The organism is Streptantibioticus rubrisoli (assembly GCF_024436055.1).
In the GTDB taxonomy this organism is placed as follows: domain Bacteria; phylum Actinomycetota; class Actinomycetes; order Streptomycetales; family Streptomycetaceae; genus Streptantibioticus_A; species Streptantibioticus_A rubrisoli.
In genome coordinates, this window is the sequence record NZ_JANFNH010000001.1 from 428,535 (window position 1) to 455,417 (window position 26,883).

Genomic DNA, 26,883 nt, shown 5'->3' on the forward strand with positions numbered 1-26,883 from the left:
CCATGCGCGCCAAGCGAGTTGCGGCGCTGTCGGCCGCGGGCGCCGTCCTGCTGCTGACCGCCGGACCGGCCGCGGCGGACGGCTCCCCCTCACCCAGCCCGTCCGGCACGGTGAGCACCGCGGGATCGTCCTTCCTGACCGCCACCACCGTGCGGCCCGGGCAGACGGCGAAACTGTCCGGGTCCACCGGTGACTACCTGTACTGGTCGTTCGCCGCCGCGGCCGGTCAGACCGACCGGGTCGAGGTGACCCTCACCCTGCCGCCCGCCAGCAGCCGCCACGGCAGCGCCACATGGACCGTGGAGGCGTTCGACGGACTGCGCCGCCGCCAGGCCTGTACGGCGGGCGCGCAGACGGTCACCGCCGCCACCGGGGACACCACCGTGTCGCTGGGCTGCGCCCTGCGCCAGGTCCGCTCCTGGGCCGAGTCCTGGTCGGGCGATCCGCTGCCGGGCACGTACTACCTGCGGCTGTCGGCGACCGATCTGCCGGAGCAGGACCTGGGGTTGCCGATCCAGGCCGAGTTGCGGATCAGTGCTCGAAACGGTGACGCCCAGCCGGACGGCGCCTCCTTGAAGGCCCCGCTGTCGCCGCCGGTGAACCCGGGCTCCACGCTGGCGCCGGACGATGCGGCCGCCTCGGCCGCGCCCTCGGCCGCCGCGTCCGCGCCGCGGCCGGTGGAGCGGGCCAAGGGCTGGTTCGCCAGCCTGTCCACCCGGTGGCTGTGGACGGTCGGGGGCGGTGTGCTCGCGGCCGTCGCGGGTGTGGCCGGGTACCGGCTGACCCGTCATCCGCGCCGCTGGTTCTCCGCGGCCCGCTGAACGGCACCGGCCGGGGGCCTGACGGTCCCCCGGCCGGGTCGGCCCGCTCAGGGCGAATCCGCGGTTCCGGCAAGCCAGTCGGCCACCGCCCGGGAGATGGGAAGTCCCGCGGCCAGCTCTATGAATCCGAACTGGCCGGAGGCATTGCACTCCAGAAAGTGCCAGGTTTCGTCGGCGGTCACCGCGAAGTCGAACGCCCCGTACATCAGCCCGGCCAGCCGCATGAAGGCCTCGGTTTTCGTCCTGATGTCCGGCGGCACCGGGGCGGCGTACCAGCGCACCGATTCCGGATCGGCGTAGCGCCAGTCCAGCTCCGCCTGGTCCCGGGCCAGTTGGTCGGCGCGGGCGCAGAACATTTCGGAGCCGACCACGGTCAGCCGAATGTCGCTGCGTTTGCCGACCAGGGATTGCAGACAGGTGGGTGCCTCGGCGACGGCGGTGAAATCAGTGCCCTCGGGTACCGGTGTGGTGGGCAGCGCCAGCGGTGGATCGTCCGGGGCATGGCCGGAAACCGACTTGCACACCAGGGGTCCATGAGTTTCCGCGAATCCTTTGGCGTCACCGGGCACACTGGTGAACAGCGTTGCCGGGACACGGAATCCGACCGATTGGGCGAGGATGAGTTGCCGCATTTTGTAACGGCCCGCGGTGTGCGCGTCGGGATGGTTCATCCACCGTACGTCCGGCAGCGCGCGCAGCGTTCCGTACCAGGCGTGGTCCGATTCCAGGGCGACCCACGCGGCTTGGGCGCGTGCTCCGGCGCCCGGCTTTCCGGGGCGGCGCACCCAGATCGCGCGAATGGCGCTCAGCTCGGCGGAACGGTGCCTGGTGGTGATCCTTCCGGAAAGCCCACCGGAGGTGAACGCCGCGGTGAGGGACGCCCTTTCCGGGAAGTCGGCCGGGTCGACACGCAGCACCGGGGTGCCCATCGTGTTGAGATGGTCCACCACCATGTCGGCGGTCACATCCTCGGGGCCGGTGAGGACCAGAACCGTCATCAGTCGTCGAAATGCGTCTTGGACCCGGCGGTCGAGGTCGTGGAACCGGCTTCCAGCAGCACCTTGGGGTGCCGTACGGCCGGAGTGCCGTCGGCGAGTACGTTCAGCTGCTGCTCTGAGTCGTAGGCGAAGGACGTCTCCGGCTCAGGGATCGGACGCCGGGCGTAGGTGAGGGCGAATGGCTGCATGGCCTTTCCAAGGGGTGTAGGTGGTGCCCCGCGTACTCGTGGGGTTCCGCTGGGGCTCCGCGAAGTTCCTGGCGGTGGTTCAGTCCGCGGGGCTGTGCTGTGGAGGCGGAGGGTCGGGAATACCGGTCACCGCGACAAGAACCGCCTCGTTGACGCGGAACTCCGCCTGCAGGACCTGGAATTCGGCGAGCCCGGAGGCCACGGAAACCGGGCTCCAGGTGATGACTATGTCCACGGAGCCCCGGTCGAGGGCCGCCTTGACCCGCTGCCACCCTTCCCGCTGCTGCAGCGGGGCGTCGGGCGTCGGCTCGATCACGGTGTCCACCACCCACCACGCCCGGTGGGCCGCGTGGATCCGGCACAGCTCCGCGAGTTGTTCCGCGGTGGCGGAATCCGGTTCACAGACGTAGACGAGCGTGGGGATGGGGCCATGCTTGCCTGGAACACCGTCAGTTGCCGGTGAGTAGCCGTTAGTTGCCATCAGTCGCCAGTTCCTGCGTCTCGTCGTGCGCGGCTGCGTCACGAACCGTCGGGCGCGCACAGTCAATGGAACATACGGGGAGGCGGGGGAGCGGGTTCGAAGGCGGCACCGCACGGTGGCGCCCCTTCTTCTCCACCGCCACCGGGGCGGTGTACCGGACGGCGCGGGGAATCCACCGGCGACCGTTCCACCGGGCGCCCGCCTGGTAGCGGGGGGTGGAAAATAACGGCCGTCGGCAGGTGCCCTGCCGGGCGTGCGGGGGGATAGGGGCTGACACGACAGGAATGACGACACCAGGGCCGCTACGGTTGCGAAGACGGGTCGGCGAATGTGGAAGTCCCGAAAGGTGGTGAATTCCCCATAACACCGTGGAAGCACAACCCGGTTGACGGATCGCACCCGGATGCCCACCAGGAGTGATGCGCCTCGGCGGAAGTCGGCGGACTTCCACGGCAGCCGGAGAACCATGTGATGCGCGTGCCCCGAGCGGCTCATGACTAACGGTATTCAGAACGGTGATTTCCGTCATGGTCGTTGGTCCCGTGAGTGAGATCTTTACGACGGAGACGTGAGTTTCCACAGAGCTGACCCGACTGCTGACGACACATCACATCTTGACACCCCAGGAGGCTTCATGCACCACCTCGGCATTGTCGCGCACAGTGCGGAAGGAGCCGCGCTGTGCTTCCGGACCTTCTGTCAGGAAGGGTTCCGTGAACTTGGCCCGCACGAACATCCCGACGTGACACTTGACTTCATCGCCCTGGCGCGCTCCATGCCCGCCTGGGAGAGCGGGGACCACGACACGATCCGGGAGACGCTGTCGGTGAGCGTGGCCCGACTCGCCCGCGCCGGCGCGGACTTCTTCGTCTGCCCTGACAACACCGCCCACCAGGCCCTGGAGCGGCCGGGGGCGGAACTCGCGCTTCCCGGACTGCACATCGCCGAGGTGGTCGCCGACCGCGCGGCCCGCGACGGCCGTACGAAGGTGGGCGTACTCGGCACCAGCTTTCTGATGAACGGCCCTGTCTACCCAAGGGCGTTGGCCGAGCGCGCGATCGGCTACGAGGTACCGGACGCGCGGGACCGGGAGACCGTCAGCCGGATCATCTTCGAGGAACTGGTCAACGGCGTCCTCACCGACGCCTCGCGCGACGCCTACGTCCGGGTCATCGAGCGGCTGGCCGCCCGGGGCTGCGACGCGGTGGCGCTCGCCTGCACGGAGATCCCGCTGCTGGTGACGCCCGAGGTCTCCCCGCTGCCCACGCTGGACTCCACCCGGCTACTGGCCCGCGCCGCCTTCGACGCGGCCGTCGGCCACTGCCCGCTGCCGACCTGGCGCGGCGGTCCCGTCACGGGGTGAAGCGGGAAAGCGGTGCGCCAGGGCGCACCGCCTTCGGGGAAGCGCGCTTCAGCCGGTCTTCGGGGCCGCGTGCTGTACGACCTCGAAGGACCACAGCGTGGCATCGGTCGCGGCGGGCTTGCGCTGGCCCTCTCCGGAGTGCGCGGGCCCCATCCGCTCGGAGGCCCACTTCTGGTAGTCCTCCTCGCTGCGCCAGCGGGTGTAGACCAGGTACTGGTCGGTGCCCTCGACCGGGCGCAGCAGCTCGAACCACTCGAACCCGTCGGAGCTCTCCACGGCCCCGGCCCGCGCCGCGAAGCGCTGTTCGAGGGTCTCCCGCATCTCCGGCGGGACGGTGAGTACGTTGATCTTGACGACGCTCATGGCGTCATCCTGCCGTACCTCAGCGCCGGGCAGGTCGACCGGGGCCGGTCGTGGTGTCGTCCAGCGCCTGGCGGGCCAGCCGTGCGGCGAACGGCAGGGCGAGCTGCACCAGCGCCCCGGCTCCCACGGCGCTGGCCGTGCTGTCCACGACCGGCTGGGCGTAGATGGCTATCCGGCGCGCCGTCGCGGGGCTCCAGGCCCGGCGCACCTGGTGCACCAGGGCGGCGACGGGGACATCGGGTACGGGGACGGTCACGGTGCGGTCCGCGGCGCCGGAGCGCGGCCAGGTCAGTTCGATGCGCATGGGTGTCTGCCTCATGGGACGGGGCGGATCGTCCGCGGGGCGCACACCGGGGCCGGGCGTGCCGCGTGGCGGCGGCAGGTCGGGCTTGGGTCAGCGGGCGCGCGAGCCGCGATCGGAGGGGAACGGGGAACGCTGGTCGGGCTCTGGATCGGGCCGGGAACTCATTCCCTCACCTCCTCGCGGCCGGGACACGCGCGGGTGTCGTCGAACGGACCGGCAGCCCCGCGACGGAGGCTGCGACGGCTCTGTGACATCAGTACCAGGCGGAGCATTCCGCCTAACGTGGTGCTGACATATGACGAGATTCCTGGTAATTGCCGTAAGTTGTCAAGGAGAGCTAGGTGAACAAAAGGGGAGGGGCAGATGAATGAATACGGGCGGAGCGCCGGGTTAGGCTACGGCGTGTCCCGCCCCGCACCCGCGATCGGAGACACCATGAGTGAGCGCGCCGATACTCCCTCGACAGTGATGTCGAAATTGTCACATCCGATGCAGACGGTGACAGAGGCGGTGAACCACGTTCCGGGCGCCACCGTCGTCAAGGGGGCCGTGGACGGTGTGCTGGACACGGTCGGTGTCGTGTCCCCGCACGCCCGCCGCGTCGCCGCCTACGCGGGCGTCGGCCTGCTGGGCGTCGCGGGCCTGGTCGAGTGGCCGGTGGCCGCCGCGGGCGCCGCGGTCGTATGGCTGACCCAGCCGCGCCCCGAGCACAACGGCGGCGCCACCGCCAAGCAGACCGGTCAGCGCACCGTCGCCCGCCCGAAGGCGAAGGCGCCCGAGCGCACCACCGCAAAGCGCACCGCGTCGAAGAAGCGCACCACCGCCAAGACGAAGACCGCCCCCAAGGCGAAGACCGCCGCCAAGCGGACGGCCTCCGGCGCCCGCTCCCGGCGCGGCGCGTCGTCCGCCACAAGCAGGCGGAAAACCTCATAACGCGCGTCACGCCCCGTCCGCTCGCTGGCTTCCCCGCGAAGGTGACACATGGTCCTGCGTCTGCTGCCCCGCCTTCCGCTGATCGGGCTCGATCTCGCCATGGCCGCACCGGCCGAGGTCACACGGCGGGTGGCGGCGCCCGCCGGGGCCGCGGTAAGACTCGCGGCCGATCTCGCGGGCGCCGGTGCGCACGTCACGGCGAGCGGCGCGGCGGCGCTGACCGGCACCGCCGTACGCCTCGGCCGGGTCGCCCGGCACGCCGTCACACCGGGCACCGGCTACTGGCACGCCGGATCCCGGCTGCACCTGCCCCTGCGGCTGGCGCCGGACGCCGCCAAGCGGGGCCTGAAGGACCTGGAGACCGCTGCGAGGAAGACCGCGGTGGCGCTGGCCGAGCACCCCGACGTGCTGGCCGCCTACTGGGACGGCGGCCTGGCCCGGCTGGTCGTGCAGACCACCGAGGACGCGGCCGTCGACGAGGTCGCCGAGCAGGCCCGTCGGCTGGCCGGCCGGCACGGCCTGGCGCACCCCGGCGAGCGGGTACTGGAACGCGTCCATCCCGGTGACGTCGGCAGTGTGCGCACCGGCGCGCTGGCGCTCGCCTGCGACGTGGCGGGCATCGCCACCGCGTTCACCGCCCGCACCGTGGGCATCCGGCGCTCCCCTCAGATGGTCACCGCCATGGTCACCCTGCTGCGCGAGGACTCCCGGGTGCGCCGCATGCTGCGCCAGCGCCTGGGCACCGCCCCCACCGACCTGCTGCTGGCCACCGCCAACGCCGCCGCCCACGGCTTCGGCCAGTCGCCGACCGCCCTGGCGCTGGACGCGGTGCTGCGCACCGCCCAGCTGGCCGAGGCCTTCGCCCGCGCCGCCGCCTTCGACGCCAACCATGACACCGTCTGCGCCCCCGACCGGCTGAGCCTGGCGGGGCAGGTGGAACGCCCCGCGATCCGGCCCTACCCCGGTGAGGAGTACGCGGACCAGGCCGTCACCGGCAGCATGATCGGCGCCGCCGCCACCTTGCTGTTCACCCGCGACGCCAAGGAGGCCGCCGAGGCCGTGCTCGCCGGGTCACCCAAGGCCGCCCGCTACGGCCCGGCGGCCTTCACCGCCGTGCTGGGCAGCGCGCTGGCCCGCGAGGGCGTGCTGGTGCGCGACAGCGAGCGGCTGCGGCAACTGGAGATCGTGGACACCGTGGTGCTGCACCCCGAGGCGCTGCGGGGTAGCCGCCGTACCGTGCTGGAGGTGAACCCCAGCGCCGACGACTGGGACCACGACCGGCTGTGGCGCGCCGCGGCGGCCGCCCTGCGGCCGCCGGACGAATGGGCCCTGCCCACCGCGGAGTTGGGGCTGCGGCTGCGGCCGGTGCCCGGTCAGGAGGCGGCGGACACCGGGTTGATGGTGGCGTCGGCGCACGGCAGGGACGTGGGCACGGTGCTCGTCGGCTGGGAGGTCGACCCGCTGGCCGAGGCCGGGCTGGACGCGGCGCGCCGGGCCGGGCTGCGGGTCGTGGTGGTGGACGACCCCTCGCTGGGCGACTTCGCCGCCCTGGTCGACGAACTCGCCCCCGTCGAACGGCCGTTGGCCGATGTGGTACGCGAACTCCAGCAGGACGGCCGGGTGGTGCTCACCGTGGCGCGGGTACCGCGCCAAGGCGCCACCAGCGAACGCGAGTTGACCGAGGAGTGCCGCGAGGTGCTCGACGGACTTCTTAGCAGCGACGTGGCGGTGTCCGTCACCGACGAGGACAGCGCGGTGGTCTGGGGCGCCGACATCCTCGCGCTGGGCGGACTCGAAGGCGTGTGGCGGCTGTTGGCCGCGGTGCCCGCCGCCCGTACCGTCGGTCGGCACGCCAAGATCCTCGCCGAGGCGGGTGCCGCGCTGTCCGGACTGCTGGTGCTCACCCGGGGCACGAGGTCCCAACGCGCCCCGCTCGGCCTGGGTTTCCGGCTCAGCCCGGTCAACGTGGCCGCCGCCTGCGCCCTGGTCTCCGGCTGGCGGGCCGCCGTCCGGGTCGGCAGCCGTCCCACCCCGCACCCCAGGCCCCGGGTGGCCTGGCACGCGCTGCAACCCGAGGAAGCGCTGGCCCGGTTGGCCCGCATGCCGCGCACCACGCCCTCCGCGCTCCAGACGCTGCGTACCCGGGCGCGGTCCGTGGGTCAGCTACCGGTGTTCACCCCGGCGCGGCTGACGGTACGTCTGCTGTCCGCGGTACGCAACGAACTCGACGACCCCCTCACACCGGTTCTGGTGGTCGGCGCCGCCGCGTCCGCGCTGCTCGGATCCACCGTGGACGCGCTGCTGGTGGCCAGCGCGATGGGGATGAACGCACTCGTCGGCGGTGTGCAACGGCTGCGCGCGGAACGGGCGTTGTCCGCGCTCGCCGCGGGTCAGCGCCGCACCGCCCGCCGGGTCGCCGACCAGGGCGCGGGCGCCACCACCACCGTGGAGGCCGGACGGCTGGCCCCCGGCGAGGTGATCGAGCTGCGCACCAGCGACGTGGTCCCGGCCGACGCGCGGCTGCTGGAGGCCGACGACCTGGAGGTGGACGAGTCCTCGCTCACCGGCGAGTCGCTGCCCACCCGCAAGTCGGTGTCCGCCACACCGCGGGCCGCGGTCGCCGACCGGCGGTGCATGGTGTTCGAGGGCACCACCGTGGTGGCCGGTCAGGGCCGGGCCGTGGTGGTGGGCACGGGCGACCAGACGGAGGCGGGCCGGGCCGAGCACCTCGCGTCGCACGCGCCGCCCGCGGCCGGGGTGCAGGCCCGGTTGCACGAACTGACCAGCCGGGTACTGCCGTTGACCCTCGCCGGTGGTGCGGTGGTCACCGGACTGTCGCTGATCCGCGGCCGATCGGTGCGTGAGGCGGTCCGCGGCGGCCTCGCGGTGGCCGTGGCCGCGGTACCGGAGGGGCTGCCGCTGGTGGCGACGGTCGCGCAGATGGCCGCCGCGCGACGGCTGAGCAGGTACGGCGTACTGGTGCGCACCCCGCGCGCCTTGGAGGCGCTGGGCCGGGTGGACACCTTCTGCTTCGACAAGACCGGCACCCTCACCGAGAACCGGCTGCACGTCGTCCGTACCGTCACCGCCGACGGCGTCGCGCACCCGGCGGACGCCCCCGAGGCGGCTACGGTGTTGCGGATCGCGGCCCGCGCCTGCCCGCGCGTCGCCGAGGACACCGGCGTCCACGCGCACGCCACCGATGAGGCGGTCATCGAGGCGGCCCCCGAGGACCCCGACTGGAAGCCCGTCGACGTCCAGCCGTTCGAGGCCAGCCGGGGTTACGCCGCCGCCCGCGGGACCGACACCGACGGCAGCGAGGTCCTGGTGGTCAAGGGCGCACCCGAAGTGGTGCTGCCGTGCTGCCCCGAGGTCGGGCCGGACGCCGCCGCGACAGCCCAGTCGCTCGCTGGCGAGGGGCTGCGCGTACTGGCCGTCGCCAAGCGCCGGTTGACCGCCCAGGAGTCAAGTGACGTAATGGACCAGCCACTTGCGGAACTGGAGTGCGTCGGCTTCGTGGCGCTCGCCGACACCCCGCGGGCCAGCTCCGCCCCGCTGGTGGCCGGGCTCGAACAGGCCGGAGTTCGGCCGGTCATGCTCACCGGCGACCACCCGCAGACCGCTCGCGCGATGGCGATCTCACTGGGGTGGCCGCAGGACGTCACCGTGGTCACCGGTGACGAACTGGCCGACCTGGACCGGGTCGGGCGGGCCGAGCGGCTGCGGGACTGCGGTGTGGTGGCGCGGGTGGCGCCGGAGCAGAAGCTCCAGGTGGTCGAGGCGCTCCAGGAGGCCGGGCGGGTGGTGGCGATGGTCGGTGACGGCGCGAACGACGCCGCCGCGATCCGCGCCGCCGACGCCGGAGTCGGCATCGCGGTACGGGGGTCGGCGGCCGCCCGCAACGCCGCGGACCTGGTGATCACCACTGACGAGCTGTCGGTGCTCATCGACGCCATCGCCGAAGGACGGGCGCTGTGGAGCAGCGTGGCGGACGCCATCAGCATCCTGATCGGCGGCAACGCCGGAGAGGTCGGCTTCACCGTGCTGGGCACCCTGCTGTCCGGCACCTCGCCGCTGTCGACCCGGCAACTGCTGCTGGTCAACCTGCTCACCGACATGTTCCCGGCGATGGCCGTCGCGGTCACCCCGCAGGAGGCCGAACCGGGTTCCGTCGACGGGGCGGTCGACGGGCGGGACGCCACCACCGGCACCGCGCCGGTGGGCATCGCCGCTCTCGGCGAGCCGCTGTCCCGGCAGATCCGGCACCGCGGTGTCATCACCGGCCTCGGCGCGACCACGGCATGGCTGATCGGCACCCTCACCCCCGGCAGCGCCCGGCGCACCAGCACCATGGCGCTGTGCGGAGTGGTGGGCGCCCAGCTCACCCAGACGGTCATCGGCCGCCGCCACAGTCCGTTGGTGCTGGCGACCGTGCTCGGCTCGGCCGCGGCCCTGGTCGCCCTGGTGCAGACACCCGGCGTCAGCCACTTCTTCGGCTGCACACCGCTCGGTCCGGTGGCATGGGCGGGCGTCACCACCGCCATCGGCGTGGCCGCCCTCGGCCCGCGGATGCTGCCCGCCGCGGAACGGGTGGTGGCGGACCTGGAGTCGCGGCTGCGTCCGATGGTGCGCGTGGTCCACTGACCGCGGGCGCGCCGTGGCGGCGGGGGATCCACCGCCGCCACGGGGCCTCGGGTCAGGCGGCCCGCAGTGCGGCGATCAGCCACTCGGTGGCGGAGGCCATACTGGGCGCGGGCGGCCAGCCGTTGACCACCGCGAGCAGTTCCCAGTACCGCTGGTAGCCCGAGTCATGGCCGATCCGCATCCGGTCCAGCAGCCAGGCCCGGAACCGCGGTCCGTCCGCCTGCCCGGTCAGCCGCGCGCACTCGGCGACCAGCTCGTCGAGCACCGCTCGGGCCGCCCGCGAGGTCGGCTCGATACCGGCCGCCCGGGCCGCGTCGGTGCGCTCCCGGATCAGCTCGGCAAGCCGCTGTGCGGCGCCCTCGTCGGGCTGCCCGACCTCCTCACGGGCCCTGACCTGGTCGGCGGCGGCCCGGCGCATCGCCGCGCGGAAGCCGTCGTCCTGTACCAGCTCCGCCAGCTCCACCCAGGCGGCTAGCTGCTCGGTGGTCGGCTCCTCCGGCAGCTCGGGCATCGCGTCCCGCATCATCGCCAGGAACGCGGCGTCCGCGTCCAGGCCGCCGAAGGTGTTGTCGATGAAGTCATGGATCAGGCGGCGGCGTTCCTGATCGGAGAGTGTGGCCAGCTTGTGCATCAGTTGCGTCTCCTTCGGGGTGGCCCCGCGTCCGGCGACCGCGCGCAGCACGGCCCGGTGCAGCCGCAGGGTGCGGATCTGCACGTCCAGGGCCTCGGCGTGCACCCGTGCGACATCGGCGACGCTGACCTCGCGGGCCAGCACCTGCTGGATGGTGGCGAGGTCGATGCCGAGGTCGCGCAGCGTACGCACCAGGCCCAGCCGGGCCAGTGCGTCCTGGCCGTAGAGCCGGTAGCCCGCGGGGGTACGGTCGGTCGGCGGCACCACTCCGGCGTCGGACCAGAACCGGATGGTCTTCACCGTCAGACCGGTCATCCGGGCCAGTTCCCCGATCGTCCACAGGGCGTCGTCGTCCATGGCCGTCACCTTGGAGCCTCCCGTCAGGGGAGACTCAAGCCTAGCCACGTCCGGCGGCGAGGCCACGGGTGTGCGCCGGGACCTTGGAGGCTGCGGCATTCCACCGCGCAATGTACTTACGTTCATATGATTGTTCATGGGACTGGGTAACCGCGTGTCGCCCTGGGTAGTGCTATCGCGACCGGGAGAACGGCACGGGGAGGGGCGGTCCGCGGAGAACACTCACGGATTCTTCATGCCAGCAGGCCCCGTCACCTGGCCACCTCTCTCCGGTGGTCCTCCGTGAATTCGAGCGGCCCGGTGGGCAGTTGACTCCCGGCCGCCCAAATCCATGTCCATGGCGATGGAAGTCCAGAGAGGCTGTCAAGATGACCCAGCCCCAGCCTTTTCAACTGCCTGACTTCTACATGCCCTATCCGGCGCGGTTGAACCCGTATCTGGAGGAGGCGCGTTCGCACTCCAGGAAGTGGGCCCGGAACATGGGGATGCTGGAGGGCTCGGGCATCTGGGAGCAACACGACCTGGACTCCCATGACTACGCCCTGCTGTGCTCCTACACCCACCCGGACTGCGACGGCCCGGAACTGTCGCTGGTGACCGACTGGTATGTGTGGGTGTTCTTCTTCGACGACCACTTCCTTGAGGCCTTCAAACGCTCGGGCGACCGGGAGGGCGGAAAGGAGTACCTCGACCGGCTGGCGGCTTTCATGCCGATGGACCTGTCCGCGGCGACTCCCGTACCCAGCAATCCGGTTGAGGCGGGGCTGATCGATCTGTGGCACCGGACCGTGCCCGCCATGTCCATGGAGTGGCGGGCCCGGTTCGCCGAGAGCACCGAGAACCTGCTGAACGAGTCGCTGTGGGAGCTGTCCAACATCAACGCGGGCCGGGTACCCAATCCGGTCGAGTACATCGAGATGCGCCGAAAGGTCGGCGGAGCGCCGTGGTCCGCCGGACTGGTCGAACACGCCGTGGGTGCCGAGGTGCCCGCGGTGATCGCCGGTTCCCGGCCGCTGCGGGTGCTGAAGGAGGCCTTCGCCGACGGTGTCCACCTCCGCAACGACCTGTTCTCCTACCAGCGGGAGACCGAGGACGAAGGCGAACTGAGCAACGGGGTGCTGGTACTGGAGAAGTTCCTTGACTGCACCACCCAGCAGGCCGCGGACGCCGTCAACGACCTGCTCACCTCACGGCTGCAGCAGTTCGAGAACACGGCCCTGACGGAACTCGCCCCGCTGTTCGCCGAGAAGGGTCTGGACCCCGTGTCGTGCGCCGGTGTCCTGGCTTATGTCAAGGGGCTCCAGGACTGGCAGTCAGGCGGCCACGAATGGCACATGCGCTCCAGCCGCTATATGAACGGCGGCGGTCAGCCCGCCCGGTCCACTGGTCGGTCCGCGTTCATGCCCGGCGGACCGGGCACTTCGGCGGCGGACCTCAAACCCGGGCGGGCCGAGGCCAACAGGCTCCGTGGCTTCGTCCACATTCCCTTCCAGAAGGTCGGGCCGTCCCGAATCCCCGAGTTCCACATGCCGTTCAGCACCAGGCTCAGCCCGCACCTGCACTCGGCGCGGCGGAACGTGGTGGATTGGGCGCACCGAATGGGATTCCTCAAGCCGCAACCCGGTGTTCCCGGATCGCACATCTGGGACGAGCACAAGCTCATCGCGTTCGACTTCCCACTGTGTGCGGCGGGCGTGAATCCGCAGGCGTCGCCCGATGAACTCGACCTTTCCGCCCAGTGGTTGACCTGGGTAACCTACGCGGACGACTACTATCCCGCGGTATTCGGCCGGGCCCGCAATCCGGCCGCCGCCAAGTTCTGCAACGAGCGGCTGTCGGCGTACATGCCGATCGACCCCGACCCCGCACCCGTCCCGACGAGTCCGCTGGAGCGCGGCCTGTCCGATCTGTGGTCGCGCACGGTGCGGACGATGCCCGTCAGCGCCCGCCGCGAGTTCCGTAGCACCATCGAGGGCATGCTCTCCAGTTGGCTGTGGGAACTCGCCAACCAGGCGCAGAACCGCATTCCGGACCCGGTGGACTACATCGAGATGCGCCGGTGGACCTTCGGTGCCCAACTCACGATGAGCCTGAGCCGGTTGGCGCGCGGAAAGCAGGTGCCGCAGGAGATCTACCGGAGCGGTCCGGTGCGTTCGCTGGAGAACTCCGCCATGGACTGCGCGTGCCTGGTGAACGACGTCCACTCGTACCAGAAGGAGATCGAGTTCGAAGGCGAGGTGCACAATGGTGTCCTCGTGGTGCAGAACTTCTTCGACTGCGACTACCCGACGGGGCTGGCGATCATCCAGGACCTGATCAACTCCCGGATGCGCCAGTTCCAGCATGTCGCGGCGCACGAACTGCCCGTGCTGTACGACGACTTCTCACTGGACGGCACCGCCCGCCGCTGCCTGGACGGCTATGTGCGGCAACTCCAGGACTGGATGGCCGCGATCCTCACCTGGCACCGGGGCTGCGCCCGCTACCGGGAGTCCGAACTGCGCTACCGGGTGGGCGCCGCCTCCCGCCTCGGCGCCCCCAATGGCCTGGGTACGTCGGCCGCCCGCGTCGCGTTCGGCAGGCTCGCCCAGTCACGCTGACGCGGCCCACGGGCCATCGCGGCTGATCGCCCCCGCACCGCGACGGCGCCGGTTGGCCGGCGCGGTGCGGGGGCGATCAGCGGAGTGGGGAACTGGACCTCGAGGACCTGGCCGGAACGGATCGCCGCGCTCGCCAGCCCGAGCCAACCAGGCAAGGAGCGCCTTTGGATTTGATCACTTGCACCCGGGGCCGGATTTCCTGCATCGGCGCAGCTCAGAGCCGCAGCGCGGGCTGCCGGGGCGGTGTTGCGTTCGCCGTCCGGCGGGTGGCGTAGCACTCTGGAGATGCGGCGTGGGTAGGTGATTTCTTGGCCATGCACCAGTACGAGCCGCAGGACGTGGCAGAGGCACGGCTGGAGGGGCATCGACTGCTGCCCCTGGCGACCGCGCTGCTCGACAGCGACGGGCGGATCCTCCACTGGAGCGAGGACGCGGAGAAGCTGGTCGGCTACCCGGCGAGCGAGGCGGTGGGCAGGTTCGCCGCCCGACTGCTGCTGGACAAGGAGCAGTGGCCGCAGGTGCTGTCGTTGTTCGGGAGTATCACCTCCGGGCGCGGCTGGTCCGGCACGTTCCCGGTCCGGCGCCGCGACGGCCGCTACGTCGAGCTGGAGTTCCACGCCTACCCGGTCGTCGGCCCGGAGGGACGCCTGTTCGTGCTCGCCACCGCGTCCGAGGTGGCGGCGCTGCGCAGGGTGGAGCAGAACCTGGCCATCCTGGACGGCTTCTTCAACCAGTCCCCGATCGGCCTGGCCGTCTACGACACCGACCTGCGGTTCATCCGCATCAACGCCGCGCTGGCCCGGATGAACGGCCTGACCCCCGAACAGCATCTCGACGGACGGCTCAGCGAGGTGCTGCCGGGCCTCAACGCCAAGGAGATCGAGGAGGTCATGCAGCGGGTGCTGACCACCGGCGAGCCGGTGGTCGACGCGCGGTCGTACGGCCGTACACCGGGCGATCCCGAACACGACCGGGCCTGGTCGGCCTCGTACTTCCGGCTGGAGGCGCCGTCCGGCCAGATCCTCGGAGTCTGCTCGTCGATCATCGACGTGACCGAGCGGTTCAAGGCCGAGGCCCAGGCGGAGCAGGCCCAGCAGCGGCTCTCCCTGCTGGCCGAGGCGGGCGCCCGGATCGGCGCCACCTTGGACCTGCGCCGGGCCGCCCGGGAACTGTCCGAGGCGATGGTTCCGCAGCTCGCCGATGTATGTACGGTCCATGTACTTGACCGGCTGGTGGGCGGCATGGACCCGGAACCGGTGGGCGCCGCGGAGTCGGTCTACGTACGACGGCTCGCGCTGGCCGCGTCCCACCCCGATTTCCCCGCCGCCGACCTGCCGACCGAGGGCGTGTACCGCATACCGCCGGGTTCGCCCTACGAGCAGGCGATGGCGGGGCGGCGCACCGTGATCGTCCCGCCCGGGGAACTGCCGCCGCTCACCGACGCGCGGGCCGACCGGGTCCTCGACTATCTGACCCACAGGGCCCAGCCGGTGCGCGTGACCCCGCTGGTCGCCCGGGCGACGGTGCTCGGCGTCGTGATCTACGGCCGCAGCGACGACCGTGAGCCGTTCGACGCGCAGGACAGCACGTTCGGTGACGAGTTGATCTCCCGCGCGGCGGCCTCCATAGACAACGCCCGGCTGTATCTGCGGGAACACGAGAACCTGATGGAACGTCAGGCAGCGTTGCGCGAGGCCAACGCGGCCCGTGAGCAGCTCTCGTTGATCAACGAGGCCAGCAGCCGCATCGGCAGCACACTCGACCTGCAGCGCACCGCCGAGGAACTGGTCGAGGTGGTCATCCCGCGGTTCGCCGACTTCGTCACCGTCGACCTGCTGGAGCCGGTGTTGAGCGGCGAGGAGCCCGGCAGGATGCCCGACGACGAGGCTCTGGTGCTGCGGGCGGTCGCGGTCGGTGAGGCGGGCGTGTCCGGGCTGACCGACGTCGCCGACGCGGTCGGCGAGATCTCCCGGTTCGACACCCGCAAGCTCTACGCGCAGGCGCTGCGCAGGGGGCGCTCGGTGCTGGTGCCGGAGGTGGACGAGGAGAGCCTGTCCGCCATCGTCAGCTCACAGGACCGGGTGGCGCCCGGCCTGGCCGCGGGCGTCCACTCGTATCTGATGGTGCCGGTACGCGCCCGCGGCGCGGTGCTCGGCGGGGTGGAGTTCGTCCGTACCCGCAACCCGCAACCGTTCACCGCCGCCGATATGGCGCTGGCCGAGGAACTCGTCGCCCGCGCCGCGGTGAGCATCGACAACGCCCGGCTGTACCGGCGCGAGCGGGAGACCGCGTTGACCCTGCAGCGCAGCCTGCTGCCCCAGGAGACCCGGCACACCCTCGGCATGGAGATCGCCCACCGCTATCTGCCGAGCAGCGTGGGCAGCGAGGTCGGCGGTGACTGGTTCGACGTGGTGCCGCTGTCCTGCGGGCGGGTCGCGCTGGTGGTCGGCGATGTGATGGGACACGGCATCCGGGCCGCCGCCACGATGGGCCAACTGCGTACCGTGGCCCGCACGTTGGCCACCTTGGAGATGCAGCCCGACCAGGTGCTGACCCGGCTGGACGAGACGGCGTCCGGCATCGGGGAGGCCCAGTTCGCCACCTGTGTCTGCGCGGTGTACGACCCGGTCGACCGCAGTTGCACCATCGCGTGCGCCGGACACCTGCCGCCCGTGGTGGTCGACCCCGACGGCGGCACCCGGCCGGTCGACCTGCCGGCCGGGGTCCCGCTGGGCGTCGGGGGAGTGGACTTCGAGACCGTGGAGATCACCATTCCGGAGGGCGGCATCCTCGCGCTCTACACCGACGGCCTGATCGAGCGGCGCGGCCAGGACATCGACGAGGGCCTGGAGCTGTTGTGCCGTACCCTCACCGACCGGGGGCGCGGCCTTGAGGAGAGCTGTGACGCCGTGCTCGCCGCCCTGGTGCCGGAAGGGTCGGAGGACGACATCGCGGTGATCATGGCGCGGGTGCTGCCGGTCCCCGAGGACAAGATCGCCACCCTGCCGCTGGCCGAGGACGCGGCACTCGCGGGGGAGGCGCGCCGGTTCACCCGCTCCACCCTTGAGTCCTGGGGCCTGGGCTCGCTCGGCGAGCTCACCGAACTGCTGGTCAGCGAGCTGGTCACCAACGCCTTGCGGCACGCTGGCCCACCGCGGCAGCTGCGGTTGTTCCAGGACCGCACGCTGACCGTGGAGGTCGCCGACACCAGCCGTCAGATCCCGCTGCTGCGACCGGCGGGCGAGGAGGACGTGGAGAGCGGTCGCGGCATGCGGCTGGTCGACGAACTGGCTCACCGCTGGGGCAGCCGCATGACCCGCCACGGCAAGGTCGTCTGGTTCGAGCTGGAGCTGCCGATGGGGGCGGCGGTGTGAGGGCGCCCACCGGCGGTGCGACGCCCCGCCGCGCTGGCGTACGCGGCCTGACCGGATGGGGGATTTGGGGATGTTCGGGCTGCTGTGCCCACATCGTCACTACTCCGGAGTGTCCTGAAGTGCCCAGGTTTAACAGGGCATATGCCCTCACAATCTCCTGACGTGGCGTCAGATTCTGTGTCCGGTGTGTGATGTGCACGACACATGCTTGTGGTGTGTGATCTCGGCTGCCTAGCGTGCGGGGTGTTCGCACACGCGTACCCCACGGCCGGGACGCCGAGTCCTGTCCACCGGCCGACGGGCAGCCGATCAGCGCAATCGGGCAGGAGCGGGGGAACCAGGTAAGCCGCCGACCCATGCCCCGCCCGACGCCCGGGCGCGCGTGTGGTCGGCTCGGGGTGAAGCCGCGCCACGCGGCCGGGCCACCTCACCGCCCGAACCCGACAGCTCACCTCGCAGGCGTCGTGGAGGAAGCCTGCATGCTGATACCGGGTTCCGGACGGCACCGCCGCCCGCACCAGAGTTCCCCCCGCCGCCTCGCCGTCACCGGAATAGCCGGTGCCGGTCTGATGCTGCCGCTGATGGGCGCCAGCGCCGCCACCGCCGCACCCAGCGGCCACCAGGCCGTGACCGCCGACCAGTGGCAGCCGCAGTCGCACCAGCGGCACGCGCACCACGAACACGGCCACCACGGACACGCGCACCAGCACCACCACGCCGCCCACCACGTCCAGCACGCCACCCACCCGCACCCCGCCGTCCCCTCCCCGCGGCCGTCGGCCACGCCCGTGCGACCCGCTTCCACCCAGCCCTCGGCCGCGCCCTCCCACTCCGTGCCCGCCACCGCACCGGCCACCCCCACCGCCAGCGGCACCCCGGCCCCGCAGGCCAGCGACACCTCCGACGCGGTCCGGCAGGTGCTGGCCCTGATCAACAAGGCGCGCGCCGCCCAGGGGCTGCCCGCCTACACCATCACCGCCGGGCTGACCCGCAGCGCCGAAGCCCACAACCAGGTCATGGCGGGCGGCTGCGGCCTGTCCCACCAGTGCCCGGGCGAGGCCGCGCTGGGTGACCGGGAGACGGCCGCGGGCGTCCAGTGGAGTTCGGCCGGTGAGAACATCGGCGAGGGCGGGCCGGTCAGCTCCTCGCCGCAGGACATCGCCGCGATGGCCGTCCAGTTGACCCAGGGCATGCTGAACGAGCAGCCGCCGGACGACGGCCACCGGCGCAACATCCTCAGCAGCGGCTTCACCCACATCGGGATAGCCGTCCACCGGGACGCCCAGGGCACCGTCTGGCTGACGCAGGACTTCTCCAACTGAACCGCCGCCGGTCCGCCCATGCGTGCCATGGGCGGACCGGGGGCCGAGCCGAGCAATGCGCCAAACGGGTAATTTATGCTTTTGATTATGAATTGAGCCACCTGGCCGGTTAAGGATTCCCCACCAGCTCATGCCACCGAGCAGCGAGGAAGAATCCCATGGGCCACCAGGTTTCGGCGCGCCAGCGGCACTCACTGACCAGGCGACTGGTGACAGCCACCATGGCCCTCAGCGCCTGCGGAAGCCTCGCACTCGCGACACCGGGCGCCGCGACGCAGCCGCCGCGCCAGCCGGACCGCGGCTACCAGGAGTTCGACTTCGTCTCCAATGTGCCGGGCAAGGCGACGGCCACCGATCCCAACCTGGTCAACCCCTGGGGACTGGCCCAACTCGGCGGGGTGATCTGGGTTTCGGACAACGGCAGCGACAAAGTGACGACCTACACCGGCGCACGGCCGGGCAAACCGGCCACAGTGCTGCCCCGCGTGCAGTCCGTTCCCGGCGCGGGCGCGCCGAACGGCAGCGTGGCCAACGACACGCGCGGCTTCCGGGTCCACGCCTTCGGGAAGTCCGCCACCGCCCGGCTCATCCTCTCCGGCGAGGAGGGAGACCTGTTCGCCTGGAGCCCGAAGGTCTCGGAGCACAGGGCGGTACGGGTCGCCCACGTCGAGCGGCGCGGCGTCAACGCGGTCTACAAGGGGCTGACCCTGGTGCGCGGCCGTACGCCCCGACTGCTGGTCGCCGACTTCCGGGCCGCCCGCGTCGACGTGTTCGACGCGCGCTTCCACCGCCTGCCGTACTACCGCGGCTTCCGCGATCCCCGCATCCCGTGCGGCTACGCGCCGTTCAACGTCAGGGCGTTCGGCTCACGGGTGTTCGTGACCTACGCCAAGCAGGACCTGGCCAGGCACGACGACATCGCCGGGCCCGGCCACGGCTTCATCGACGAGTTCGACACCCGCGGCCGTCTGCTGCGCCGCTTCGCCCGCCGCGGGGTGCTCAACTCGCCCTGGGGGATGGAACTCGCGCCCCGCGACTTCGGCCGGTTCTCCGGCGACCTGCTCGTCGGCAACGTCGGCGACGGCCACGTCCACGCCTTCGACCCGCGCACCGGACGCCTGGTCGGCACCCTGCGCGACCGCGAGGGCAGGCCGATCGCCATCCCCGGACTGTGGGGCCTGCTGCGCGGCACCCACAAGGCGCGGCAGGACGCGGTCTGGTTCGCCGCCGGGATCAACGACGAGAAGGCCGGGCTGCTCGGCATCCTGCGGGCGGTGAGCTGACCCGGATTCCCACATGGAATCCACATGATTGCCCACTACGGTGCCGCCCGGAGCCGAAGCCGTGCACCCGTACGGCTTGCGCCGGAGAAGGGCACGCGGAATGGACCAGGAACGTCCGCTCGCAGAGCGGTATGCGGTGGGCAGGCTGCTGGGCCGGGGAGGAATGGCCCAGGTCCACCTCGCCGACGACCTCAAGCTGCACCGCCCGGTCGCGGTGAAGACCCTGCGCCCCGAGTGCGCGGGCGACCCGTCCTACCGCGAGCGGTTCCTGCGGGAAGCACGGTCGGCGGCACTGCTCAACCACCCCGGAATCGTGGCCGTCTACGACACCGGCGAGCACACGGCGCACGGCGTCAGCGTGCCGTACATCGTGATGGAGTACGTCGAGGGCCGCACCCTGGCCGAACTGGCGCGCGGCGAACAGCCGCCGACTGCTGAACAGGCGCTGCGCATGACCGCGGGCGTGCTCGACGCACTCGCCCACGCCCATGAGTGCGGCATCGTGCACCGTGACATCAAGCCCGCGAACGTCATGCTCGGTGCCGACGGCACCGTGAAGGTCATGGACTTCGGCATCGCCCGACCGCTCGGCGCACAGGGCGCGACGCTCACCCAGACCGCCATGGTGGTCGGCACAGCCGAGTACCTGTCGCCGGAGCAGGCGCGCGGTGAGGACGTGGACACCCGCACCGACCTGTACTCCACCGGCTGCCTGCTGTACGAACTGCTCACCGGTCGCCCGCCGTTCACCGGCGACAACCCGCTCGCCGTGGCCTACGCCCAGGTACGCGACGCGCCCGAGCGGCCCTCGGCACGGGTGCCCGGGCTGCCGCCGGTGTGCGACACCGTCGTGCTCACGGCGCTGGCCAAACAGCGGGACCAGCGCTACCAGAGCGCGGAGCAGATGCGGGCCGCCATCGAGGAGGCGCTGACCCGGCTCGACGGCGCGCCCGCGACGGCCGAGGCCACGGCCATCGCCCCGACCGCCCGTGAGGAGCAGCCTGAGCAGCGCCGTCGACGTCCGTCCCGTCTGCTGTGGTCGGCGGCGGCCGGAATCGCCGCGCTGCTGGTCGCGGGCGCGGCCTACGCCGCGTCGGGGCCGTCCGGACCCGCCCCGTCGCAGGCGGCCGGTACCGTGACGGTGCCGGATCTGCTGGGGAAGACCGTCTCCCAGGCACGAACGGGCGCGCAGAGCGTCGGCCTGCGCGTCGTACGCTCCGCCCTCGGCGGCTGCCCGGCGCACGCTCCCAGGCGCCGTGTCTGCGGCCAGCTCCCGGCCTCCGGCGCCCGCATGGCGCGCGGCGGCACCATCCGCGTCCAACTGTCGACCGGCACCCGCGGCCGCCAGGCCGCCGTACCGCCCGCGGAGTAGCCCCGGGTGCGGGCGGACCGCGGATGCCGGAGCCTTGAGGGCATGGAGCATCCACCTGTTGTTGTGCATCCGGTGGAGGACGGGGCTCGGCGGGTGACGGTCCAGGGCGAAGTGGTGGGGCGGGCCTACGGACTGGCGGACGTCGAGGAGTTCCTCCGCCGCGCCGGTCTGGACCCGGACGACGTGGCGCTGGACGACCCGCAGCTGATCGAGTGGCAGGGAGGCGGCCCGGACGTGTGGTCGTAGCGGAACCGCTCCAACGACCGCCGCGCTACGGTGGGTTGGGCCCCCAACCGCAGACGCTGTAGCGGCGGTGGGCCGACCTGACCGTTGAATAGCCGGTTGCCGACGGGACGTTGGCGAGCGCAGCGTGCCGACCCGCCCGTGCCCGGCGCGCATCACGACCTCGGCTGCCCCGGTGGCGGTAAGCGCACCGCGTGGCGCGTAGGGGTAGCGCCCGAGACGGCCTTCGTCCAGCCCTGGGCCACCGTCTCCCGCGCCTTCTCCAGTTGTGATTCCGTCGGGAACTGCGGCGTTCCCTCCACTGTCGGCAGTTTCGCGGCGGCGACCTTGTCGAGGGTGCCGTTCTGCTCCATGGCGGCCATCAGCACCGGACGGGCGTAGCCGCGCAGCCGGAGGTTCTGGCCCTCGGTACTGAAGAGGAATTCCTGCCACAGGCGTGCGGCGGCGGGGTGCGGGGCGTTCTTGTTGATCGCCTGCGCGTAGTACTGGGCGAAGCTGCCGTCGAAGGGGATCGAGACCTGCCAGTCGACGCCTTCGCCGCGGAACTGGTCGGTGTAGCCGAGGTTGGTGTAGTCCCAGTTGAGGGCGACGGGTGTCTGGCCGTGTTCGACCGCGGCCGAGGTGGCCTGGACGCGGTCGAAGTTGCCGATCTTCCGGAGCTTGGCGAAGAAGTCGAGGCCGGGCTGGATGTTGTCGAACGACCCGTTGTTCGCCAAGGCGGCGGCGTACACGCTGGCGAAGGCGGTACCGGAGCGGGTTGGGTCGCCCTCCAGGGCGACCTTGCCCTTGTACTCGGGTTTCAGCAGATCGGCGAAGGTCTCCGGGCAGGTCATGACGCGTTTGGCGTCGCAACCGATGGAGATGTAGCCGCCGTAGTTGTTGTACCAGCGGGCCTGCGGATCCTTCTGGCTGTCGGGGATCGCGTCGTACTGGGCGACCCGGTAGGGGGCGAGCAGCTGCTGCCCGGCGGCGGTCCGGGCGAACGTGTCCCCCACGTCGATCACGTCGGGGGCGTTGGGACGGGTCCCGCTCCTCGCCACGGCGCTCAGCTCGTCCTCGCTGTGTCCGTACGGATCGCTGACCGCTACCTTGATGCCGTACTTCTTCTCGAAGTCGTCGATCAGTCCGCCGTAGTTGGCCCAGTCGCGCGGCAGGGCGATCGCGTTGAGCCTGCCCTCTTTCCTGGCAGCGGCGATCAGTGCGTCCATGCCGCCCACCTCCTTGGCGGAGGTGGCCACCGATGGCTTCACGGGTTTGGCGGGCGGTGCGGAGCCGCAAGAGCCCAGCCCCACGGCCGCGAGGACGAGGCAGCCCAAGGCGGCTGCTGCTCGGACGCGAGGTGCGGTCACGACGGCTCCAGGCGGGAATAGAGGGACGAGCCTAATCACCGATGGACGTCTGGTCGGTTGCGGTCGCGTCGTGTCGTGGGGCGGACGACGCGTCCGCTCCGGGCGGCCACCCCCATTTTCCGCCGTCCACCAGCTCCGCGGCGTACCCGCGCGCGATCACGCTCACCGTGCCGGATCGTCCTTTCCTCAGCTACCGCTCGGAGGCAGTTCCTCGTCGAACAGGAACTCGATGAAGCCTTCCGGGGCCGCGGTGGCGCCGTCGTGGAGGGACTGTTCGGCCCAGATGACCTTGCCGGTGGGGGTGTAGCGGGTGCCCCAGGATTGGGCGAGCTGGGCGACCAGGAAGAGGCCGCGGCCACCCTCGTCAGTGGCCTGGGCGCGGCGCAGGCGGGGCGAGGTGCTGCTGCCGTCGGACACCTCGCAGATGAGGGTGCGGTCCCGCAGCAGCCGGACGGCGATGGGCTCGGTGCCGTAGCGGATGGCGTTGGTGATCAGCTCGCTGAGGATGAGTTCGGTGGTGAAGGCGATCGCTTCCAGGTCCCAGTCCGCCAGTTGCCGGGCGCAGGCGTTGCGCAGCGGGGCTACCGCCGCCGGGTCGCGGGGCACGTCCCACTGGGCGACCCGGCTGGGGTCGAGTCGCTGGGTGCGGGCCACCAGCAGCGCGATGTCATCCTTCGGCTGCGCGGGCAGCATGGCCTCCATCACCGCCGCACAGGTGGCCTCCGGGGTGCGGTCAGGCCCGGTCAGGGCAGTGCGCAGGGCCTCCATGCCAGCGTCCAGGTCACGGTCGCGGTCCTCGATGAGGCCGTCGGTGTAGAGCACCAGCCGGGACCCCTCGGGAACGGTCAGCTCGGCGCTCTCGAACGGCAGCCGGGCGCCCAGGCCCAGCGGCGGGCAGATGGGCATCGGGGGGAAGCCCGCGTCCCCGTCGGGGTGGACCACCGCCAGCCCCGGGTGGCCTGCGGTGGCGGTGATCACCTGCCCGGAGACGGGGTCGTAGACGGCGTACTGGCAGGTGGCTCCGATGATCCCGCCTCCGTCTGCCTCGGCGGCACCTTCCTCCGCGTCGATCTGGGCCACCAGCTCATCCAGGCGGCCCAGCAGCTCGTCCGGCGGCATCTCCAGCGCGGCGAAGTTGAGAACGGCGGTGCGCAACCGACCCATGGTGGCCGCGGCGTGCAGTCCGTGGCCGACGACATCGCCGACCACCAGGGCCACCCGGGTACCCGACAGCGGGATGACATCGAACCAGTCCCCTCCGACCCCGGCCTGGGCGGGTAGGTAGCGGTAGGCCACCTCAAGGGCGGTCTGCTCGGGCATCCCTCGGGGCAGCAGGCTGCGCTGCAGCGCGACGGCCATGGTGTGCTCGCGGGTGTAGCGGCGGGCGTTGTCGATGCACACCGCCGCCTGGGCGGCCAGTTCCTCGCCGACGGACACGTCCTCCTCCTCGAAGGCCGCGGAGGCGCTCGTCCGCCAGAAGGCGACCGTGCCGAGCACAACCCCCCGGGCCCGCAGCGGGACCGCGATCAAGGAGTGAACGCCGTAGTCGAGGATCCGCCGAGCACGTTCGGGATCCTGGGACCGCCAGCCGGGGGAGCCCCTCAGGCGCTCCACGCGGACCGCCCGGCCGCTGACCAGGCACTCGGCGATCGGGTGGGCGGGGGAGAACCGGACCAGCGTGCCGACAGGGTAGAAGGCATCGTCCCCCTTCATGCCCACGGCCGCGGTGCGGCGCATCGGGGTGCTCAGGCCAGAGGGCTCCTGGCCCCGCAGTACCGCGTCCAGGAGCTCGACGCTGACGATGTCGGCGAACCGGGGGACCGCCACGTCCGCCAGTTCCTCGGCGGTGCGTGTCACGTCCAGCGTGGTCCCGATCCGTCCCCCGGCGTCGTACAGCAGCTTCAACCGTTCACGGGCCGTCTCGGCCCTGCCGTACAGGGCCCGCAGCTCGGTGGTGTCGCGTAGCGTCACCACCGAGCTGGCCAGGCCGTGGGGGGCGGCAAGCCGCTTGTTGACCGCCACCAGCCGGTCGGCCACCAGGTACACCTCGTCGGTGGCCGGGCGGTCGGAGGCCAACCGCTGGGCCAGGTCCGCTTCCAGCCCCAGCTCGGTGACGTGGCGCTGCTCCGCGGCCGCTGGCAGGTCCAGCAGCCGCAGCGCCTCGTCGTTGGCCAGCAGCAGCCGACCGTCACTGCCGATGATCAGCACCCCCTCCCGTACCGCGTGCAGGACCGCGTCGTGGTGCTCGTACATCTGGGTCATCTCGATCGGGCCGAGCCCGTGCGTCTGCCGCCGCAACCGGCGGGTCAGCAGACCGGCCCCGCCCGCGGCGATGACCAGAGCCCCGGCCGCGCTCCCGAACAGCACCGGAAGCTGGCGGTTCACCCTGTGCTGCACGCTTTCGACCCGCACCGGGCAGGAGACGATGGCGACCACCGAGCCATGGGCGTCCGTGACGGGCACCGCCGAGGTCACGGAGAGCCCCAAGGAGCCCTGGAAGGTCCTGGTGAACGGCTGCCCGGCCGCGGCCTGGGCGTAGGGGCCGATGACGTGCTTGCCGATCTGGCTCGGGTCGCTGTGGGTGAGGGTGATCCCGTCCAGCCTGTACACAATGATCGCATCGACACCAGCGGCCTTACGCGCCGCCTCGGCGCGCGGCTGCAGCACCGCGGTCGGATCCGGACCGGCCAGTGCCGCCAGGATCCCCGGGGAGTGCGCGAACGACTGCGCCACGGCAAGGGTCCGGCTGCGGGCACCGGCCATGGTGTCGCGTTGCGCCTGCACCACGAGGGCGGCCAGCGCGGCGGCGACGAGCAGCACGACGACGGCCAGCTGCAGGAGGAGCACCTGCCCGGCGAGGCTGCGCACGCTCAGCAGGGAGACCACCCGACGCAGCAGCCGCCAGGGCTTCCCCTGACGCGGGTCCCCCTGATCGCCAGACCCAGGATGGGAACGCCGACCGGGCACATGGGTTCCCTCGGACGAGCTACGTCCGAATCCACCCAATGCCCTCCACATGACACCATTTCTATCGCTTCTGGGCCCGAATCACAGGACGGTCGAGGCCGGGCCAGGCCGACGGCGCTGGCCGCGGATCGCCGCACCGTACGGCCCCCGGCAGCCCAGGCCGTCCGGAACCGGCCCTCTCGGCGCGCGCCCGAACGGGGTGGGCGGGCTCAAAGCCGAGGCCGGGGGGAGAGCCGGTGCTGCCTGTTCGTACCGGCAGCGGCCACTTCACCGACGCCGGGCGGACCGTCGTCACCTGATAGCCCGTTACGCCGGCCAGCCACCACGCAGCCTCAGCAAGCGGCCGAAGGCGACGGCACATGCCTGACGGCTGTTTCCATTAAGGCCATCGGCTGAGGACATCGGCTGAGGACATCGTCCGCTTTGGCCCGCCGTTCGCGTGAAACGCCCTCACGCCGCCCGCGCCGCGATGCCGTCAAGCAGCGCGGGCAGCGCCGCGCCGATGGGTTCGCGGATGATCTCGTCGGCGATCGGGTCGTACGGGGTCGGCTCGGCGTTGACGATGATCAGGCGGGCGCCGTGCCGGGCCGCGAGTCCGGCGAGCGACGCGGCGGGCTGGACCTTAAGACTCGTGCCGACCGCGACGAAGACCTCGGCGGCCTTCGTGATGGCCAACGCCTGGCCCAGCACCTCGGGATCCAGCGCCTGACCGAACATCACCGTGGCCGACTTCAGGATTCCGCCGCATCGCGCGCACGCCGGATCCAACTCGCCCGCCCGCACCCGCCCCAGCGCGTCCTCCATCGGGGAGCGCGCCGCACACCCGGTGCACACCACTTCGCGCGCGGTGCCGTGCAGTTCAAGCACCTTCCTGGCGGGCATACCCGCGAGCTGGTGCAGGCCGTCCACGTTCTGGGTGATCACCCGCACCGGCACGCCCGAACGCTCCAGCCGGACCACCGCCCGGTGCGCCTCGTTCGGCCGGGCCCGCAGCGTCGGGCTGTCGCACCGCATACGCCACGACCGGCGCCGGATCTCAGGGTCCGCCATGTAGTGCTCGTATGTGACGAGCTTCTCCGCCCCCGGATCGCGCCGCCACAGCCCGTTCGGCCCCCGGTAGTCCGGGATACCGGAATCCGTGGAAATCCCAGCCCCACTGAGAACGACGACAAGCGGCCCGCGCGTGCTCATGCGTCGAGCGTACGCAGCGCGACGGCCGGGGGCGACCGGGTTTCCGCGCCGGACACGCGGAAACCCCGGTATGTCCGTTCGCCCGCTGGTGCGTACTTC

Annotated in this window: 19 protein-coding genes and 1 riboswitch; of the genes, 10 read left to right on the plus strand and 9 right to left on the minus strand. The window is 71.6% G+C overall.

What is annotated here, in order from left to right; all coding sequences use genetic code 11:
• Positions 1-2: 2 nt before the first annotated feature.
• The gene (locus tag NON19_RS02100; RefSeq protein WP_255924780.1) at positions 3-821 is read left to right on the plus strand and encodes a peptidase; all 819 of its coding nucleotides are present in this window, start codon (positions 3-5) and stop codon (positions 819-821) included.
• 47 nt (positions 822-868) lie between these two features.
• Here NON19_RS02100 and NON19_RS02105 read toward each other — a convergent pair whose 3' ends face one another.
• The 3 genes from NON19_RS02105 to NON19_RS02115 all read right to left on the minus strand — a co-directional run bounded on the left by NON19_RS02105 (position 869) and on the right by NON19_RS02115 (position 2,488).
• A complete protein-coding gene (locus NON19_RS02105) occupies positions 869-1,819 on the minus strand; it encodes an MvdC/MvdD family ATP grasp protein (RefSeq protein ID WP_255924781.1) in 951 nt (316 codons plus the stop codon).
• A complete protein-coding gene (gene tgmA / locus NON19_RS02110) occupies positions 1,819-2,007 on the minus strand; it encodes a putative ATP-grasp-modified RiPP (RefSeq protein ID WP_255924782.1) in 189 nt (62 codons plus the stop codon). The genes NON19_RS02105 and tgmA overlap by 1 nt, the downstream gene beginning before the upstream one ends.
• Positions 2,008-2,086: 79 nt before the next feature.
• A complete protein-coding gene (locus NON19_RS02115) occupies positions 2,087-2,488 on the minus strand; it encodes a recombinase family protein (RefSeq protein WP_255924783.1) in 402 nt (133 codons plus the stop codon).
• Between the two features lie 742 nt (positions 2,489-3,230).
• On the opposite strand from NON19_RS02115, the gene NON19_RS02120 reads away from it, so the two are divergent.
• On the plus strand, positions 3,231-3,851 hold the full coding sequence (locus tag NON19_RS02120; protein WP_255924784.1) for an aspartate/glutamate racemase family protein: 621 nt from the start codon (positions 3,231-3,233) through the stop codon (positions 3,849-3,851).
• A 48-nt stretch (positions 3,852-3,899) separates the two neighbouring features.
• Here NON19_RS02120 and NON19_RS02125 read toward each other — a convergent pair whose 3' ends face one another.
• Together NON19_RS02125 and NON19_RS02130 are read right to left on the minus strand one after the other, a co-directional pair.
• A complete protein-coding gene (locus tag NON19_RS02125) occupies positions 3,900-4,214 on the minus strand; it encodes an antibiotic biosynthesis monooxygenase family protein (RefSeq protein WP_255924785.1) in 315 nt (104 codons plus the stop codon).
• A 19-nt stretch (positions 4,215-4,233) separates the two neighbouring features.
• Positions 4,234-4,518 (minus strand): hypothetical protein, encoded by a 285-nt coding sequence (locus NON19_RS02130; RefSeq protein WP_255924786.1) that lies wholly within the window; start codon positions 4,516-4,518, stop codon positions 4,234-4,236.
• 489 nt (positions 4,519-5,007) lie between these two features.
• Between NON19_RS02130 and NON19_RS02135 the strand changes: the two genes are divergently transcribed.
• A complete protein-coding gene (locus NON19_RS02135; RefSeq protein ID WP_255924787.1) occupies positions 5,008-5,451 on the plus strand; it encodes a hypothetical protein in 444 nt (147 codons plus the stop codon).
• Positions 5,452-5,499: 48 nt separating this feature from the next.
• Entirely contained in the window at positions 5,500-10,095 is a 4,596-nt protein-coding gene (locus NON19_RS02140; protein WP_255924788.1) for a cation-translocating P-type ATPase, read from the plus strand.
• 52 nt (positions 10,096-10,147) lie between these two features.
• Here NON19_RS02140 and NON19_RS02145 read toward each other — a convergent pair whose 3' ends face one another.
• Positions 10,148-11,083, minus strand: a complete 936-nt coding sequence (locus tag NON19_RS02145; protein ID WP_255924789.1) for a helix-turn-helix domain-containing protein — start codon at positions 11,081-11,083, stop codon at positions 10,148-10,150.
• A 368-nt stretch (positions 11,084-11,451) separates the two neighbouring features.
• Here NON19_RS02145 and NON19_RS02150 point away from each other — a divergent pair, with 368 nt between their 5' ends.
• From NON19_RS02150 to NON19_RS02175, 6 genes are all read left to right on the plus strand, one after another.
• Positions 11,452-13,683, plus strand: a complete 2,232-nt coding sequence (locus tag NON19_RS02150; RefSeq protein WP_255924790.1) for a terpene synthase family protein — start codon at positions 11,452-11,454, stop codon at positions 13,681-13,683.
• Positions 13,684-13,997: 314 nt separating this feature from the next.
• Positions 13,998-17,057 carry a SpoIIE family protein phosphatase gene (locus NON19_RS02155; RefSeq protein WP_255924791.1) on the plus strand — a complete coding sequence of 1,020 codons (3,060 nt, stop codon included), beginning with the start codon at positions 13,998-14,000 and terminating at the stop codon, positions 17,055-17,057.
• Positions 17,058-17,360: 303 nt separating this feature from the next.
• A riboswitch (cyclic di-AMP (ydaO/yuaA leader) is annotated at positions 17,361-17,534 on the plus strand.
• Between the two features lie 2 nt (positions 17,535-17,536).
• Positions 17,537-18,379 carry a CAP domain-containing protein gene (locus tag NON19_RS02160; RefSeq protein ID WP_255924792.1) on the plus strand — a complete coding sequence of 281 codons (843 nt, stop codon included), beginning with the start codon at positions 17,537-17,539 and terminating at the stop codon, positions 18,377-18,379.
• A gap of 158 nt (positions 18,380-18,537) precedes the next feature.
• Positions 18,538-19,662 carry a TIGR03118 family protein gene (locus NON19_RS02165; RefSeq protein WP_255924793.1) on the plus strand — a complete coding sequence of 375 codons (1,125 nt, stop codon included), beginning with the start codon at positions 18,538-18,540 and terminating at the stop codon, positions 19,660-19,662.
• 100 nt (positions 19,663-19,762) lie between these two features.
• Positions 19,763-21,034, plus strand: coding sequence for a protein kinase domain-containing protein (locus tag NON19_RS02170; RefSeq protein WP_255924794.1), 1,272 nt, complete (start codon positions 19,763-19,765; stop codon positions 21,032-21,034).
• A 42-nt stretch (positions 21,035-21,076) separates the two neighbouring features.
• Positions 21,077-21,280, plus strand: a complete 204-nt coding sequence (locus NON19_RS02175; RefSeq protein WP_255924795.1) for a hypothetical protein — start codon at positions 21,077-21,079, stop codon at positions 21,278-21,280.
• 152 nt (positions 21,281-21,432) lie between these two features.
• On the opposite strand, the gene NON19_RS02180 is transcribed toward NON19_RS02175, so the two are convergent.
• The 3 genes from NON19_RS02180 to NON19_RS02190 all read right to left on the minus strand — a co-directional run bounded on the left by NON19_RS02180 (position 21,433) and on the right by NON19_RS02190 (position 26,784).
• Positions 21,433-22,626, minus strand: a complete 1,194-nt coding sequence (locus NON19_RS02180; protein ID WP_372513964.1) for an ABC transporter substrate-binding protein — start codon at positions 22,624-22,626, stop codon at positions 21,433-21,435.
• A gap of 186 nt (positions 22,627-22,812) precedes the next feature.
• The gene (locus NON19_RS02185) at positions 22,813-25,503 is read right to left on the minus strand and encodes a SpoIIE family protein phosphatase (RefSeq protein WP_255925019.1); all 2,691 of its coding nucleotides are present in this window, start codon (positions 25,501-25,503) and stop codon (positions 22,813-22,815) included.
• Positions 25,504-26,043: 540 nt separating this feature from the next.
• Positions 26,044-26,784: an SIR2 family NAD-dependent protein deacylase gene (locus tag NON19_RS02190; RefSeq protein ID WP_255924796.1), complete on the minus strand. Its 741-nt coding sequence runs from the start codon at positions 26,782-26,784 to the stop codon at positions 26,044-26,046.
• Positions 26,785-26,883: the final 99 nt, after the last annotated feature.